The sequence below is a fragment of the Neobacillus sp. B24 genome, assembly GCF_055381825.1.
This window is the reverse complement of record NZ_AP035777.1, coordinates 4286672-4301185: the sequence shown is the minus strand read 5'-3', so window position 1 is coordinate 4301185 and position 14514 is coordinate 4286672. Positions and strand designations below refer to the sequence as shown.

The following is a 14514-nucleotide window of genomic DNA, read 5'->3' as shown; positions in this document are numbered from 1 at the left end:
TAGCCAAAAAAGAATGTCCGATTCCGGCATAGAATTGGGAGGAAAATATGTTACGAAAAACAAAAATCGTTTGTACAATTGGTCCTGCAAGTGAAAGTGTGGAGAAATTATCGCAGCTGCTTTCATCTGGTATGAATGTGGCTCGATTAAATTTTTCCCATGGGGATTTTGAAGAACATGGGGCTCGAATTAGAAATATTCGCGAAGCTGTGGCGAAAACAGGAAAAAATGCGGCAATCCTGCTGGATACAAAAGGACCAGAAATTCGTACGAATAATATGGTAAACGGAGCTATTGAGCTTAAGGCGGGAGAAAATATCATTGTATCAATGACAGAGGTTGAAGGTACAACAGAGAAGTTTTCCGTTACATACCCTGGCTTAATTGATGATGTTCAGATAGGTTCGAGAATCCTTTTAGATGACGGCTTAATTGGTCTCGAAGTTACTACTGTAGATAAATCCGCAAATGAAATTCATACGAAAATTTTAAACAGCGGCACATTAAAGAATAAAAAAGGTGTCAATGTACCTGGTGTGTCAGTAAATTTACCAGGAATTACTGAAAAGGATAAGAAAGATATTTTGTTCGGTATTGAGCAAGGTATTGATTTTATCGCGGCTTCCTTTGTCCGCCGTGCGAAAGATGTCCTAGAAATCCGTCAATTGTTAGAGGAAAACAACGCTTCTCATATTCATATCATTCCTAAGATAGAAAACCAAGAGGGCGTTGATAACATCGACGAAATCCTCGAGGTATCGGATGGTTTGATGGTAGCACGTGGAGATCTTGGTGTAGAAATTCCTGCAGAAGAAGTGCCGCTTGTTCAGAAAATGCTGATCAAGAAATGTAATTACTTCGGAAAACCGGTTATCACTGCAACGCAAATGCTTGATTCAATGCAAAGAAATCCGCGCCCTACCCGGGCAGAAGCAAGCGATGTGGCCAATGCCATTTTTGATGGAACAGATGCAATCATGCTTTCAGGCGAAACGGCTGCTGGTCAATATCCAATAGAAGCCGTCCAAACCATGCATAACATTGCGCTTAGAGCCGAGCAGGCCCTTGATCATAAGGGAATTTTATCTAACCGCAGCAAGAATACAGAACATAATATTACCGACGCGATTGGACAGTCTGTTGCCCATACCGCATTAAATTTGGAAGTGAAATCGATTATTACACCAACAGAAAGCGGACATACCGCAAGAATGATTTCAAAGTATCGACCAAAGGCGTCCATTGTCGCGGTTACTTCTAACGAACATATAGTCCGCCGGTTATCGCTTGTTTGGGGTGTTTATCCGCAGTTGGGGTGTGTTGCAAAAACAACGGACGAAATGCTTGATAGCGCGGTTGAAGAAAGCTTAAACAGCGGGATTGTAAAGCACGGTGATTTAGTTGTGATCACTGCCGGTGTTCCTGTAGGTGAAGCCGGGACCACGAATTTGATGAAAATTCATATCGTTGGGGACATTCTTGCCAAAGCTCAAGGAATTGGCCGGAAATCGGCGTTTGGCAAGGTTGTAATTGCTCATAATGCCCAGGAGGCATCGGAAAAAGTAAAACCTGGCTCCATACTTGTTACCATCGGTTCCGACCGTGAGATGGTGCCTGCATTAGAAAAATGTGCAGCCCTGATTACCGAGGAAGGTGGTTTGACCAGCCATGCCGCAGTAGTCGGATTGAGCCTGGGGATTCCAGTCATTGTTGGGGTAGAAGATGCGCTGCAGTTATTTAAAGACGGTCAAGAGGTAACTGTTGACTCAACCAGAGGGATTATCTATAACGGACATGCGAGTGTGCTTTAATTAAAAAACGTCAGCCTCCAAATGGCTGACGTTTTATTTTCCTTTAATAAACTGCCAAATATCGTAAAAAACGTTTGCGCGATATAAGGTGCTGATAATGACGAGGGCGACCGGTCCGGCAATTAGTCCAAGGAAGCCGATTAATTTAAAGCCAACAAATAATGCGATTAGTGTAGCCAATGGATCAAGGCCAATATTGGAAGATAGAATTTTTGGCTCCATAATCTGCCTTTGCACCAGGACAATGATGTATAGGACTCCAAGACCGATGGCCAATCCCACATCACCGCTGATTAACTCGTAAATTATCCATGGTACAAACACCGCACCAGTACCTAAATAAGGGATGATGTCAACAATTCCTGTTAACAGAGCAATGGTTATTGCATAGTCAACCCTCAAAATTAACAAGCCGATTAAGATAATCACAGTTGTTATCGAAATCAGGGTTAGCTGAGCTTTGATAAAACCAAATAAAGCTTTTTTCAGATCGGCAAATACTGTTTTCCCGCTTGTTCTTGCTCTTTCCGGCACCAGTTTACCTCCAAGAAGCCGCAAACGATACCAGTCCTTGCTGATAAAGAAGGTAGCTAACAAGGAAAAAATCAGGACAGTTGCCGCATTTGGGAACCAGGAGATGATATTGGGGATACTGCCAACTATATCTTGAATAAAGTTGCCGACCGTATTTCCAATTTTCGTACCGATATTTTGGATATTACCAATGATCGTGTCCTTTTGTCCTGCTTCCAGTCTGCTGAACATGCTGTATAGTTGGTCGTATAAAGAAGTAAAGTAATCCTCTAAAAAAGTAATCAATGTATTGAGATGCTGCGGGATTACTTTTGCCAAATAATTTGCTCCTGAGACAATCTCCACAACTAGCAAAGTAATTAACCCGGCAAAAATGGCAAAAATAAGGATAAGTGCTATAAACACCGAAAGTACCCGAGGCATTTTTGCCTTCGTCTCAAAAAAATTAACTATTGGGTTAATAATAAACGCAATAACAAGTCCAATTAGAAACGGATAGGTAACCTTGGATAGATAGTAAAAGGATAGGAGCCCTAAAACAACAATGCCAATAACCAATAAAAACCTGATTGTTCGGTATATGTATTTTGGATTCAATAGTAAACCTCCGTCCCAGTTTTATATCGATAGCTTAAGTTTACCATTTTATAAATGAAGCTGCATATTTTTCCATTAAGTCCAAAGGATAATTATTTTAAGGCGGTAGTTTCATCGAGTGTTATAAGTTTTCTATCAATTTAGGATGTTATTATAAAATAACTTTGTGAAGGTGTGTTTTATCGATGATAAGTGAGTCGGTTTTATTCTTGGGCCTGCTTTTAGTAATTGGGTTTATCGCTAAAAATAGCTCGCTGATGATATCCATTGGTGTACTTTTTTTTCTGAAAGTGCTTGGAATGGATTCCAAGATTTTTTCTTACATACAAACCAAGGGAATAAATTGGGGGGTAACTGTCATAACAATCGCTGTGTTGGCACCGATTGCCAGTGGTGAAATAGGCTTTAAAGACTTGACCGGCGCTTTCAAGTCCCCATATGCATGGGTCGCCCTTATTTCCGGAATGCTGGTGGCGCTATTGGCAAAAGGCGGAGTTAAGCTGTTGGCAAATGACCCCCAAATTACAACAGCCTTGGTTTTAGGGACCATTTTGTCCGTATCTATTTTCAAAGGTGTTGCAGTTGGTCCATTAATTGGGGCGGGGATTGCTTATGCTGGGATGAAGGTTATAGGTTTTTTTAGCTAGATTTTTTGTAAAATAATATTTTTTTGTTATTTTTCAGTTGTATTTCGTTCACAAAAGTCTGATTATTGTTTATAATAGGCATGTAAGTATATCTTTTTTTACATACTCCCTATATAAATATTGAATTACTGTAAGATTATTTATTCTTATGAATGAAAGGGCATACAAACTGAATTATTTACTTTTGCCGAGCAAGCGCTCAGATAACTGTATATTTTGGAAGTGTAGTACTTTCGTAAAGTAAACACTTCTATGCCATTTCTTTCAATCTTATACTGCTGGCTGTTGTCTGCAGTTAAAATTATTTTTAAGTTGGGTAATGGGGAATCTTAGAAAGTAAAGGAGAGATTTATAATGACAGTAACTCGCGGTCTTGAAGGGGTAGTGGCAACAACATCCTCAATCAGTTCAATCATTGATGACACGCTGACATATGTCGGTTATAACATTGATGATTTAGCTGAAAATGCTAGCTTTGAAGAAGTAGTTTACTTATTATGGCACCTTAAGCTGCCAAATGCTGAGCAATTAGCAGAATTAAAACAGCAACTTGCGGAAAATGCTGTTCTTCCACAGGAAGTTATTGATCATTTCAAACTGTTTCCGATTCAGACTGTCCACCCAATGGCAGCTCTGCGTTCGGCGGTTTCTCTACTAGGTCTATATGATACTGAAGCAGATGTAATGGATGCGGAAGCTAACTATCGTAAAGCAATCCGACTTCAAGCAAAGATGCCTTCCATTGTGGCAGCTTTTGCCCGAATCAGAAAAGGGCTTGAGCCAGTAGCTCCTAGACAGGACTTAAGCTTTGCTGCAAATTTCCTTTATATGCTGACTGGCAATGAACCAGATGCAGTTGCTGTTGAAGCGATTGATAAGGCACTTGTCCTTCATGCTGACCATGAATTAAATGCTTCTACTTTCACGGCACGTGTTTGTGTGGCAACATTATCTGATGTATATTCTGGTGTAACTGCAGCAATCGGCGCCTTAAAAGGACCGCTTCACGGTGGAGCAAACGAAGCGGTAATGAAAATGCTGACTGAAATTGGTACACTTGAAAATGTTGACCCATACGTTCGCGGTAAGCTTCAGAACAAAGAAAAGATTATGGGTTTTGGACACCGCGTGTATCGTCAAGGAGATCCACGTGCGAAACATTTGAAAGCAATGTCCAAAAAGTTAACTGAGCTGACAGGTGAGCCTCACTGGTATGATATGTCTGTTAAAATTGAGAGCATTGTTACCGGAGAAAAGAAATTGCCGCCAAACGTCGATTTCTATTCTGCATCTGTTTATCATAGCTTGGGTGTAGATCATGATCTAATGACACCGATTTTTGCTGTAAGCCGTGTATCTGGCTGGCTTGCTCACATCTTGGAGCAATTTGAAAACAATCGCCTCATCCGTCCACGTGCGGAATATACCGGTCCGGGCATGCAGAAATATGTTCCAATTGAACAAAGAGGATAATATTATTTACTTTTTTCCGAAAAATTGATTCAATTAGATTGGATGTTAAAGGTTAGAGGTAAAGATCCTCTAACCTTTGCTTCAGCTTTATGTTTTTTACATACTAGGAGGGGTAGTAACATGCAAGGAGAAAAAATCACTGTAACAAACGGAGTATTAAACGTTCCTAACAACCCAGTTATCCCATTTATTGAGGGAGACGGTATCGGACCAGATATTTGGGCTGCTTCTGAGAGAGTATTAAATGCAGCGGTTGAAAAAGCCTATAAAGGCGAGCGCAAAATAGTGTGGAAAGAAGTCTTGGCTGGAGAGAAAGCATTTAACCAAACAGGTGAATGGCTTCCACAAGAAACACTTGATGTAATCAATGAATATTTGATTGCCATTAAAGGCCCTTTAACAACACCAGTTGGTGGTGGAATTCGTTCGTTAAACGTCGCTTTACGTCAAGAGTTAGATTTATTTGTTTGCTTGCGTCCTGTAAGATGGTTTGAAGGTGTTCCTTCCCCGGTTAAGCGTCCACAGGATACAGACATGGTTATCTTCCGTGAAAATACTGAAGATATTTATGCTGGTATTGAATATGAAAAAGGTTCAGAGGCAGCGACGAAACTAATCAACTTTTTACAAACTGAATTAGGTGTCAACAAAATTCGATTCCCAGAAACTTCTGGTATTGGTGTTAAGCCTGTTTCTGAGGAAGGAACTACACGTCTAGTGCGTGCTGCCCTTAACTATGCCATTAAAGAAGGCCGTAAATCATTAACACTTGTGCACAAAGGAAATATCATGAAATATACCGAAGGTGCATTTAAAAACTGGGGTTATGAGCTTGCTGAAAAAGAATTCGGCGATAAAGTATTCACTTGGGCTCAATATGACCGCATTAAAGCTGAACAGGGCACAGAAGCAGCGAACAAAGCGCAGGCTGATGCTGAAGCAGCGGGCAAAATCATTGTTAAAGATGCGATTGCAGATATTTTCTTACAGCAAATCCTTACTCGTCCTCGTGAATTTGATGTTGTTGCTACTATGAACTTAAATGGCGACTACATTTCAGATGCGCTTGCTGCACAAGTTGGCGGAATTGGTATTGCACCTGGAGCAAATATCAACTACGAGACTGGCCATGCTATTTTTGAAGCAACACATGGTACTGCGCCAAAATACGCAGGCCTTGATAAGGTGAATCCTTCATCCGTTATTTTATCTGGTGTATTAATGCTTGAACACCTTGGCTGGAATGAAGCAGCTGACATGGTCATTAAGTCTGTTGAAAAAACCATTGCCTCCAAAGTTGTTACTTACGACTTTGCTCGCTTAATGGACGGTGCTACTGAAGTGAAAACTTCTGAGTTCGGTGATGAGCTAATCAAAAACATGGAATAATTTTTTCTGAAATCTTTCATTAAGAGGTTGTCTTATAAGACAGCCTCTATCCATTACATACAAAGGGGAGAACTAGGTATGTCATTGAAGCGTAAAAAGGTTTCTGTTATCGGCGGCGGTTTTACTGGAGCGACAACTGCTTTCTTGCTCGCACAAAAAGAACTTGGTGATGTGGTATTAGTTGATATTCCGCAAATGGAAAACCCGACTAAAGGAAAAGCATTAGATATGCTGGAGGCTAGCCCTGTTCAAGGGTTTGATGCCAACATCATTGGTACTTCCAACTATGAGGACACAAAAGATTCTGATATCGTTGTGATCACAGCTGGTATTGCCCGCAAACCGGGCATGAGTCGTGATGACTTGGTGCAAACAAACCAAAAAGTAATGAAAAGCGTAACTCAAGAAATCGTTAAGCATTCTCCAGATTGTACCATCGTTGTATTAACAAACCCGGTCGACGCAATGACGTATACCGTTTATAAACAATCTGGTTTCCCTAAAAACCGCGTAATCGGTCAATCTGGTGTTCTGGATAGTGCCCGGTTCCGGACATTTGTTGCTCAAGAACTAAACATATCTGTTAAAGATATTACCGGCTTTGTGTTAGGTGGACACGGAGATGATATGGTTCCGCTTGTGCGATACTCCTATGCAGGCGGTATTCCACTAGAAACTTTAATTCCAAAGGACCGTTTGGAGAAAATTGTTGAACGTACGCGTAAAGGCGGCGGAGAGATAGTAAACCTGCTTGGTAATGGAAGCGCCTACTATGCTCCAGCAGCATCCTTGGTAGAAATGTGTGAGGCCATTCTTAAGGATCAACGCCGTGTGTTGCCATCGATTGCCTACCTTGAAGGTGAGTATGGTTACGACGGAATCTATCTTGGAGTTCCAACCATTCTTGGCACAAATGGAATCGAAAAGGTAATAGAGCTTGATTTGACTGCTGAAGAAAAAGCAGCACTGGATAAATCTGCTGATTCTGTTCGCAACGTCATGAACGTTCTGGCATAATGGCAGCCTTAGAAATTCGGAGCGGGCTTTGTCCCAATTCCGAATTTCTTTTTTTGAAATAATGTAATCGCTTTCAAATAAGGGGGGTGTAAGATAATGCTACTAGGAAAAAAACGAAAGCTTGGGAGAAGAATTGAGGAAATTAGCGTAGGTGAAAAATTAGCATTAACAGAAAAAGTGGAAGATAAGGATCTCCTGCTGTATTTAGGTTTAACTGACGATGCCAATCCATTATACATCCAGCATGATTACGCATCACAAACTCCATTTGAAAAACCGATTGTCCCTGGCCTTATGCTAACAGGCATGATTACCTCTGCTATTTCTAAATACTTACCCGGACCCGGAAGTCATATTACAAGTCAGCAAATACAGTTCACTAAACCAGTTTATCATTACGGAACAGTTGAGTTTTTGTTTGAGGTTATCGAGGTAAAGCCAAAAGATCATATGATTACCATCAAGGTGGTTGGGACCAATGAAAAAAAAGAAACTGTGATTACTGGTAAACTCAATGTTTGTCCGCCATACCGGCTTGTCGAAATCCATGGCTCAGCATTGGAAAATTTTTAATAGTAAATGGGGAAGGAATGTTTTTTCGGCATTCCTTTTTCTTATGCCTTCAGCAAACAAGTAATCTTTCCAGTTTTAGTTTATAATGATACTAAATAATTTGCTTGTTGGGTGGGAAGGTTTTATGAAAACCAAGGTGTTGGTCGTTGATGATGAACAATCGATTGTAACTCTGCTTCAATATAATTTGGAACAAGCAGGGTTTGAGGTAATCACAGCCATGGATGGGGAAGAGGGAAAACGATTAGCAGAACTCGAGGCGCCGGATATTATCGTGCTCGATTTAATGCTTCCCAAACTGGATGGGATGGAGGTTTGCAAGCAGCTGCGCTTGGAAAAAATCATGACCCCCATATTAATGCTGACAGCCAAGGATGATGAGCTCGACAAAATATTAGGATTAGAGCTTGGCGCAGATGATTATATGGTAAAACCGTTCAGCCCAAGAGAAGTCATTGCCAGAGTAAAAGCGATTTTAAGAAGAACACAAAGTAATCTGGAAATTCCTGCAGATGACGACCTAAAAGAAGAGGCGCAAATTAACATTGGTAAATTGAAAATCTATCCAGAAAAGTATGAAGCCTTCTTTATGGACCAGCTCCTTGATTTAACGCTAAAGGAGTTTGAACTGCTATTGTACCTTGCGCAAAATAAAGGCAGAGTGCTAACCCGCGACCAATTATTAAGTGCCGTTTGGAATTATGACTTTGCGGGTGATACTAGAATTGTTGATGTGCATATTTCTCATTTACGGGAAAAAATTGAAGAGGATACTAAAAAGCCAGTTTACATAAAAACAATTCGCGGCCTTGGATACAAGCTGGAGGAGCCAAAACCGGTATGACCAAATTTCGGACAAAGCTTTTAATAGCAGTATCCATTATTGCTATATTAGTCTTTGCATTAGAGATATTGTTCGCAGAAATATTTAAAACAAATGAACTCAATCAGACCTATGGACAAATTTGGTGGATTCTTTCCATCAGTATATGGGTTTCCTTTATCATAACAATCTACTTGGGCATTCGAATTAAGTCTATGTATACGAAACCAATCGAAAAGGTGACAAAGGTCGCTATTGAATTGGCAAAGGGAAATTACCGTGCGCGTACTACCGTTGACAGGCTGGATGAAGCAGGTATGTTGGCTACATCGATTAACATGTTGGCGGAAAATTTGCAGGAGCTGGTCAGAGCTCAGGAAATCCAGCAGGACAGATTAACAACATTAATTGAAAATATGGGGGCAGGGTTAGTATTAATAGACAGCCGTGGTACCATCAACTTAATTAACCGAGGGTTTATCGATATATTTCGCGTCGCTCCTTCTGATTATCTAAATAAACAGTATTACGAAGTAATCCAATATAAAGAGGTCTCCAATTTGGTTGCCGAGATTTTCCGGACAGAACGGAAAGTGAATAAGCAATTACTATTGCCATTGGTGATTGAAAGGCGCTTTTTTGATGTTCATGGCGTGCCGATAATTGGTAGCGATAATGTCTGGAAAGGCGTTCTGCTCGTTTTTCACGATATTACCGAATTGAAAAACCTCGAGCAAATGCGGAAGGATTTTGTCGCCAATGTGTCGCATGAATTAAAAACACCGGTTACCTCGATTAAAGGATTCACCGAGACGCTGTTGGACGGAGCAATGAATAACCAGGAAACCTTGGAATCTTTCTTGTCGATAATCTTAAAGGAAAGTGACCGGCTTCAATCCTTGATTCAGGATTTGCTGGAACTCTCAAAAATTGAACAGCAGGGATTCCTGTTGAATGTTCAAAACATAGACCTCCAATTGCTGCTTGAAGAAGTCATTACTCTGCTCAACGGAAAGGCGGAAGCGAAAAATATCAGGCTCGACTTTTTAAATCGCCTCGAACCGGTTTTCATACAGGGGGATTATGACCGTCTAAAACAGGTGTTAATCAATCTAATTGGCAATGCGATTACCTATACACCTGAAAAAGGAGAGGTTTCCGTAAGCCTGGTAGACCAACCTAACCAAGTTCGAATTCATGTAAAAGATTCGGGTGTTGGAATTGAAAAAGAAGAAATACCAAGGATATTTGAGCGATTTTACCGAGTGGACCGGGCCCGAAGTCGAAACTCTGGAGGAACAGGACTTGGCCTCGCGATTGTTAAACACTTGATTGAAGCACATCATGGCCATATATATGTAAAAAGTGAACTGGGAGAAGGCAGCGAGTTTATTATCGAACTGAAGAAAAAATGGAATTGAAGGTGAAAAGATGGGAAACAAAAAGCTGGTACTGATTGACGGAAATAGTATAGCTTACCGTGCTTTTTTTGCATTGCCGCTTCTTAATAACGATAAAGGGATTCACACCAATGCGGTTTATGGTTTTACTACAATGTTAATGAAAATTTTAGAAGACGAAAAGCCGACTCATATACTTGTGGCATTTGATGCGGGAAAGACCACTTTTCGTCATCAAACGTTCGGAGAATATAAAGGGGGAAGACAAAAAACCCCGCCTGAGTTATCTGAACAGTTTCCGTTTATCCGCGAGCTTTTAGATGCGTACGGCATTACAAGATATGAACTAGATCAATATGAAGCGGATGATATTATCGGTACACTTTCGTTAGTGGCCGAGAATGACGGGTATGAAGTAAAGGTGATTTCCGGAGATAAGGACTTAACCCAGCTTTCTTCGCCAAAAACAACAGTTGGAATTACCCGCAAAGGGATAACCGATATTGAAGAATATACACCACAGCATGTCAAGGAAAAGTATGGTCTAGTGCCTCTGCAAATCATCGATATGAAAGGTTTAATGGGTGATGCATCTGATAATATTCCCGGTGTTCCGGGAGTGGGGGAAAAGACGGCCATCAAGCTGCTCAAGGAATTTTCTACGCTTGAAAATTTATTTTCCTCAATCGATCAAGTGAGCGGCAACAAACTAAAGGAAAAACTTGCTGAAAACAAAGAGCAGGCATTCATGAGTAAACAGCTTGCTACCATTGAACGCCAGGCCCCGGTTACTATATCCCTGAATGAAACGGAGTACGAGGGATTCACAAGAGAAAAGCTTGTGGCTTTGTTTAAAGAATTGGGCTTTTCATCCTTGCTGGACAAGTTGGGGGAAGCAGCGACTGCAGAGATACAGCAAGAACTCGAAGACATTACATATGAGATTCCAGCCGAAATTACGGAGGAACTGTTTGCGGACGATAATTATTTTTATGTAGAACTATTGGACGATAATTATCATTATGCCAAAATAATCGGCTTTGCTATTGTTAATGAAAATGGGCAGTTCTTCTTACCAGTTGAGCAAGCTGTCAAATCGGGTGCCTTTAAAAAGTGGGCGGAAGACGAAAATAAAAAGAAAACCGTTTATGATGTGAAACGGTCTGAGGTTTCCTTAAGAAGACATGGTATACATTTGAAGGGGGCTTATTTTGATATTTTAATGGCTTCTTATATTATTAATCCTTCCGATAATTTGGAGGACTTGGCCGCAATTGCTGAAAAATATAACCTGCACATAGTCCCACCAGATGACATTTTTTATGGGAAAGGGGTTAAGCGGGGGGTTCCAGAAGGCGATGCACTTGCACGGCATCTGGTCAGAAAAGCCGTTGCCATGTCGGAATTGCAAGGAAAGCTGGAAGATGAGTTATATAAGAATGAACAATTTGAATTATTTACTGATCTTGAAATGCCTTTGGCTTTGATATTGGCAGACATGGAATCATGCGGTATCAAGGTGGAACGAGGGCGCCTTGAAGCAATGGGCAGAGAGTTAAATGAACGGTTGGTTGAAATCGAGGAAAACATTTGCGAATTGGCCGGAGAGAAATTTAATATTAACTCCACCAAGCAGCTTGGAGTTATTCTATTCGAAAAGTTGGGACTGCCTCCATTTAAAAAAACGAAGACCGGTTATTCCACTTCCGCAGATGTTTTAGAAAAACTGGCTGGTGAACATGAAATTATTGAATACATTCTACTTTACAGGCAGCTGGGGAAACTTCAATCTACCTATATTGAGGGGCTGCTTAAGTTTATCGATCACAAGACGGAAAAGGTTCATACTAGGTTCCAACAAACTTTGACCGCTACCGGGAGATTAAGCTCTATAGACCCTAATCTGCAAAATATTCCGATCCGCCTCGAGGAAGGGCGCAAAATTCGTCAGGCCTTTGTCCCGTCAGAACCTGACTGGGTTATTTTTGCGGCAGACTATTCCCAAATTGAACTTCGAGTTCTTGCTCATATATCCAAGGACGAGAAGTTGATTCAAGCCTTTAGGGATGACCTTGATATCCATACGAAAACCGCTATGGAGGTTTTTCATGTCTCCGCTGATGAGGTAACCTCGAACATGCGCCGGCATGCTAAAGCAGTAAACTTTGGGATTGTCTATGGAATTAGTGATTATGGACTATCACAATCGCTGGGAATATCACGAAAAGAGGCAGGCAGTTTTATCGATCGCTATCTCAACAGTTATCCCGGAGTTAGGGAATATATGGATGATATTGTTCATACGGCAAAGCAAAATGGCTATGTTACGACATTGCTGCAAAGAAGGCGCTACTTGCCGGAAATCACCAGCCGCAATTTTAACCTTAGAAGCTTTGCGGAGAGAACTGCGATGAATACACCAATTCAGGGTAGCGCTGCGGACATTATTAAAAAAGCCATGATTGACATGGCCGAAGCCTTGAAGGATAAGGGCTTAAAAACTCGCCTGCTGCTACAGGTTCACGATGAACTGATCTTCGAGGCACCCCAAGACGAAGTGGCCATCCTGAAAGAATTGGTTCCATTAGTAATGGAAAATGCCATTGAACTCTCGGTGCCATTAAAGGTGGACTATGCATACGGGCCAACATGGTTTGATGCTAAGTAAAGGGGGGATATTAGATGCCGGAGCTTCCTGAAGTCGAAACTGTAAGGAAAACATTGAAAAAGCTTGTTCTTCATAAAACAATTGACGATGTAACCATCCATTGGCCGAAAATTATTAAAAATCCGGTCGAGGTGGAGCAATTTATCGACGCCTTAAAAGGCGAAACAATCGTTGACATTGGCCGAAGAGGAAAATTTTTAATCATCTATACCGGAACGTTTGCTTTGGTATCGCATCTGCGGATGGAAGGCCGCTACGGCCTCTACCCTAGCGAAGAACCTTATGACAAGCATACACACGTCATCTTTGATTTTACAGATGGAACACAATTGAGGTATCGGGATGTACGTAAGTTTGGAACAATGCACCTATATAAAAAGGGGGATGAATTTAACAATCCTCCGCTGATTGCACTAGGTCCCGAACCTTTTTCCGACGAATTTACGGTTGAATATTTAATGGATAAATTAAAAAAGACAGGCCGCAAAGTAAAACCAGCATTACTGGACCAAAATGTGCTTGTTGGTCTTGGAAATATTTATGTAGATGAAGCCCTCTTCCGGGCGGGAATACATCCAGAAAGAATCGCAAGTTCACTAACAAAACCGGAAATCGTCGATCTTCATCGAGAAATTGTCGCCACTTTGGATGAGGCAGTTAAAAAAGGCGGCAGCACGATTCGCTCGTATGTTAATTCTCAAGGGGAAATTGGCATGTTTCAGCTGGAATTATACGCTTATGGGCGTCAAGGAGAAGAATGCAAACGCTGCGGCCATCCTCTTGAAAAAATAACCGTAGGCGGCAGAGGAACACATTTCTGCCCGAACTGCCAGAAAGTTTAATTAATAGGACTTTAGTGAACAACCGAATAACTGAATAACATTGGATGGGCTCCTTCCATATACTATCGTAGTGATTTTCAGGAAGGAGTTCTAGACATCATGAGTCAGTTGTTCTCACTTCTCATCCTAGCATTTGCACTTAGCCTTGACAGCTTTAGCGTAGGATTCACTTATGGATTAAGAAAAATGGTCATTCCATTTAAGTCTATCCTCATAATTGCTACATGCTCAGCTGTCTCGCTGATGATCGCTGTGTCAATTGGGCACGGCCTTGAAAGAGTTTTATCACCAGGGATTACCGAAAGCCTTGGGGGAGTCATTCTAATTGGACTTGGCGCCTGGGTATTGTATCAGTTTTTTCGCCCGGAAAAAGAAAAAGAGCCGCTTGAACACGAGAAAATGATTGTAAACTTTGAAATTCGTTCCCTTGGGTTGGCGATCAATATATTAAGAAAACCGATGTCTGCAGATTTTGACCAATCCGGGACAATTACGGGAATTGAAGCCTTTATGTTAGGCTTTGCCCTGTCGCTAGATTCCTTTGGGGCTGGGATTGGGGCGGCCATGCTCGGTTTCTCTCCGATTAACCTGGCCATTTCTGTTGCCGTTATGAGTTCAATTTTCGTACTCTTGGGAATTAAGAGCGGAGCCTTATTTCATAAGTTTGATTGGGTTCAAAGGTTCACCTTTTTGCCGGGAATCCTCCTAATAATCATTGGAATTTGGAAAATCTAACGGAT

12 protein-coding genes are annotated in these 14514 nt (G+C 41.2%); 11 read left to right on the top strand and 1 reads right to left on the bottom strand.

What is annotated here, in order from left to right:
* Positions 1 to 47: 47 nt before the first annotated feature.
* Positions 48 to 1811 (top strand): pyruvate kinase, encoded by a 1764-nt coding sequence (gene pyk, locus ACZ43M_RS21375; RefSeq protein WP_464504528.1) that lies wholly within the window; start codon positions 48 to 50, stop codon positions 1809 to 1811.
* Between the two features lie 33 nt (positions 1812 to 1844).
* On the opposite strand, the gene ytvI is transcribed toward pyk, so the two are convergent.
* Positions 1845 to 2942 (bottom strand): sporulation integral membrane protein YtvI, encoded by a 1098-nt coding sequence (gene ytvI, locus ACZ43M_RS21370; protein ID WP_464504527.1) that lies wholly within the window; start codon positions 2940 to 2942, stop codon positions 1845 to 1847.
* Positions 2943 to 3127: 185 nt separating this feature from the next.
* Here ytvI and ACZ43M_RS21365 point away from each other — a divergent pair, with 185 nt between their 5' ends.
* From ACZ43M_RS21365 to ytaF, 10 genes are all read left to right on the top strand, one after another.
* Positions 3128 to 3589: a DUF441 domain-containing protein gene (locus ACZ43M_RS21365; protein ID WP_464504526.1), complete on the top strand. Its 462-nt coding sequence runs from the start codon at positions 3128 to 3130 to the stop codon at positions 3587 to 3589.
* Positions 3590 to 3943: 354 nt separating this feature from the next.
* Complete coding sequence (gene citZ / locus ACZ43M_RS21360; RefSeq protein WP_464504525.1) at positions 3944 to 5062, top strand: citrate synthase; 1119 nt, start codon at positions 3944 to 3946, stop codon at positions 5060 to 5062.
* Between the two features lie 120 nt (positions 5063 to 5182).
* Positions 5183 to 6451 (top strand): NADP-dependent isocitrate dehydrogenase, encoded by a 1269-nt coding sequence (gene icd, locus ACZ43M_RS21355; RefSeq protein ID WP_464504524.1) that lies wholly within the window; start codon positions 5183 to 5185, stop codon positions 6449 to 6451.
* 78 nt (positions 6452 to 6529) lie between these two features.
* Positions 6530 to 7468, top strand: a complete 939-nt coding sequence (gene mdh, locus ACZ43M_RS21350) for a malate dehydrogenase (RefSeq protein WP_464504523.1) — start codon at positions 6530 to 6532, stop codon at positions 7466 to 7468.
* Positions 7469 to 7564: 96 nt separating this feature from the next.
* Positions 7565 to 8041, top strand: a complete 477-nt coding sequence (locus ACZ43M_RS21345; protein WP_464504522.1) for a MaoC family dehydratase — start codon at positions 7565 to 7567, stop codon at positions 8039 to 8041.
* Between the two features lie 124 nt (positions 8042 to 8165).
* Positions 8166 to 8885, top strand: a complete 720-nt coding sequence (locus ACZ43M_RS21340) for a winged helix-turn-helix domain-containing protein (RefSeq protein WP_464504521.1) — start codon at positions 8166 to 8168, stop codon at positions 8883 to 8885.
* Positions 8882 to 10285, top strand: coding sequence for a two-component system histidine kinase PnpS (gene pnpS / locus ACZ43M_RS21335; RefSeq protein ID WP_464504520.1), 1404 nt, complete (start codon positions 8882 to 8884; stop codon positions 10283 to 10285). The genes ACZ43M_RS21340 and pnpS overlap by 4 nt, the downstream gene beginning before the upstream one ends.
* Positions 10286 to 10295: 10 nt before the next feature.
* Positions 10296 to 12932: a DNA polymerase I gene (gene polA / locus ACZ43M_RS21330; RefSeq protein WP_464504519.1), complete on the top strand. Its 2637-nt coding sequence runs from the start codon at positions 10296 to 10298 to the stop codon at positions 12930 to 12932.
* Between the two features lie 14 nt (positions 12933 to 12946).
* On the top strand, positions 12947 to 13774 hold the full coding sequence (mutM, locus tag ACZ43M_RS21325) for a DNA-formamidopyrimidine glycosylase (RefSeq protein WP_464504518.1): 828 nt from the start codon (positions 12947 to 12949) through the stop codon (positions 13772 to 13774).
* Between the two features lie 99 nt (positions 13775 to 13873).
* Positions 13874 to 14509, top strand: a complete 636-nt coding sequence (gene ytaF / locus ACZ43M_RS21320) for a sporulation membrane protein YtaF (protein ID WP_464504517.1) — start codon at positions 13874 to 13876, stop codon at positions 14507 to 14509.
* The last annotated feature ends 5 nt before the right edge of the window (positions 14510 to 14514 follow it).

Excerpts from the sequence above, each read along its gene's own strand:
- ACZ43M_RS21340 (WP_464504521.1), top strand. The coding sequence starts at position 8,166 with ATGAAAACCAAGGTGTTGGTCGTTGATGATGAACAATCGATTGTAACT.
- mutM (WP_464504518.1), top strand. The coding sequence starts at position 12,947 with ATGCCGGAGCTTCCTGAAGTCGAAACTGTAAGGAAAACATTGAAAAAG.
- pyk (WP_464504528.1), top strand. The coding sequence starts at position 48 with ATGTTACGAAAAACAAAAATCGTTTGTACAATTGGTCCTGCAAGTGAA.
- polA (WP_464504519.1), top strand. The coding sequence starts at position 10,296 with ATGGGAAACAAAAAGCTGGTACTGATTGACGGAAATAGTATAGCTTAC.
- ACZ43M_RS21345 (WP_464504522.1), top strand. The coding sequence starts at position 7,565 with ATGCTACTAGGAAAAAAACGAAAGCTTGGGAGAAGAATTGAGGAAATT.
- ACZ43M_RS21365 (WP_464504526.1), top strand. The coding sequence starts at position 3,128 with ATGATAAGTGAGTCGGTTTTATTCTTGGGCCTGCTTTTAGTAATTGGG.
- mdh (WP_464504523.1), top strand. The coding sequence starts at position 6,530 with ATGTCATTGAAGCGTAAAAAGGTTTCTGTTATCGGCGGCGGTTTTACT.
- citZ (WP_464504525.1), top strand. The coding sequence starts at position 3,944 with ATGACAGTAACTCGCGGTCTTGAAGGGGTAGTGGCAACAACATCCTCA.
- pnpS (WP_464504520.1), top strand. The coding sequence starts at position 8,882 with ATGACCAAATTTCGGACAAAGCTTTTAATAGCAGTATCCATTATTGCT.
- icd (WP_464504524.1), top strand. The coding sequence starts at position 5,183 with ATGCAAGGAGAAAAAATCACTGTAACAAACGGAGTATTAAACGTTCCT.
- ytaF (WP_464504517.1), top strand. The coding sequence starts at position 13,874 with ATGAGTCAGTTGTTCTCACTTCTCATCCTAGCATTTGCACTTAGCCTT.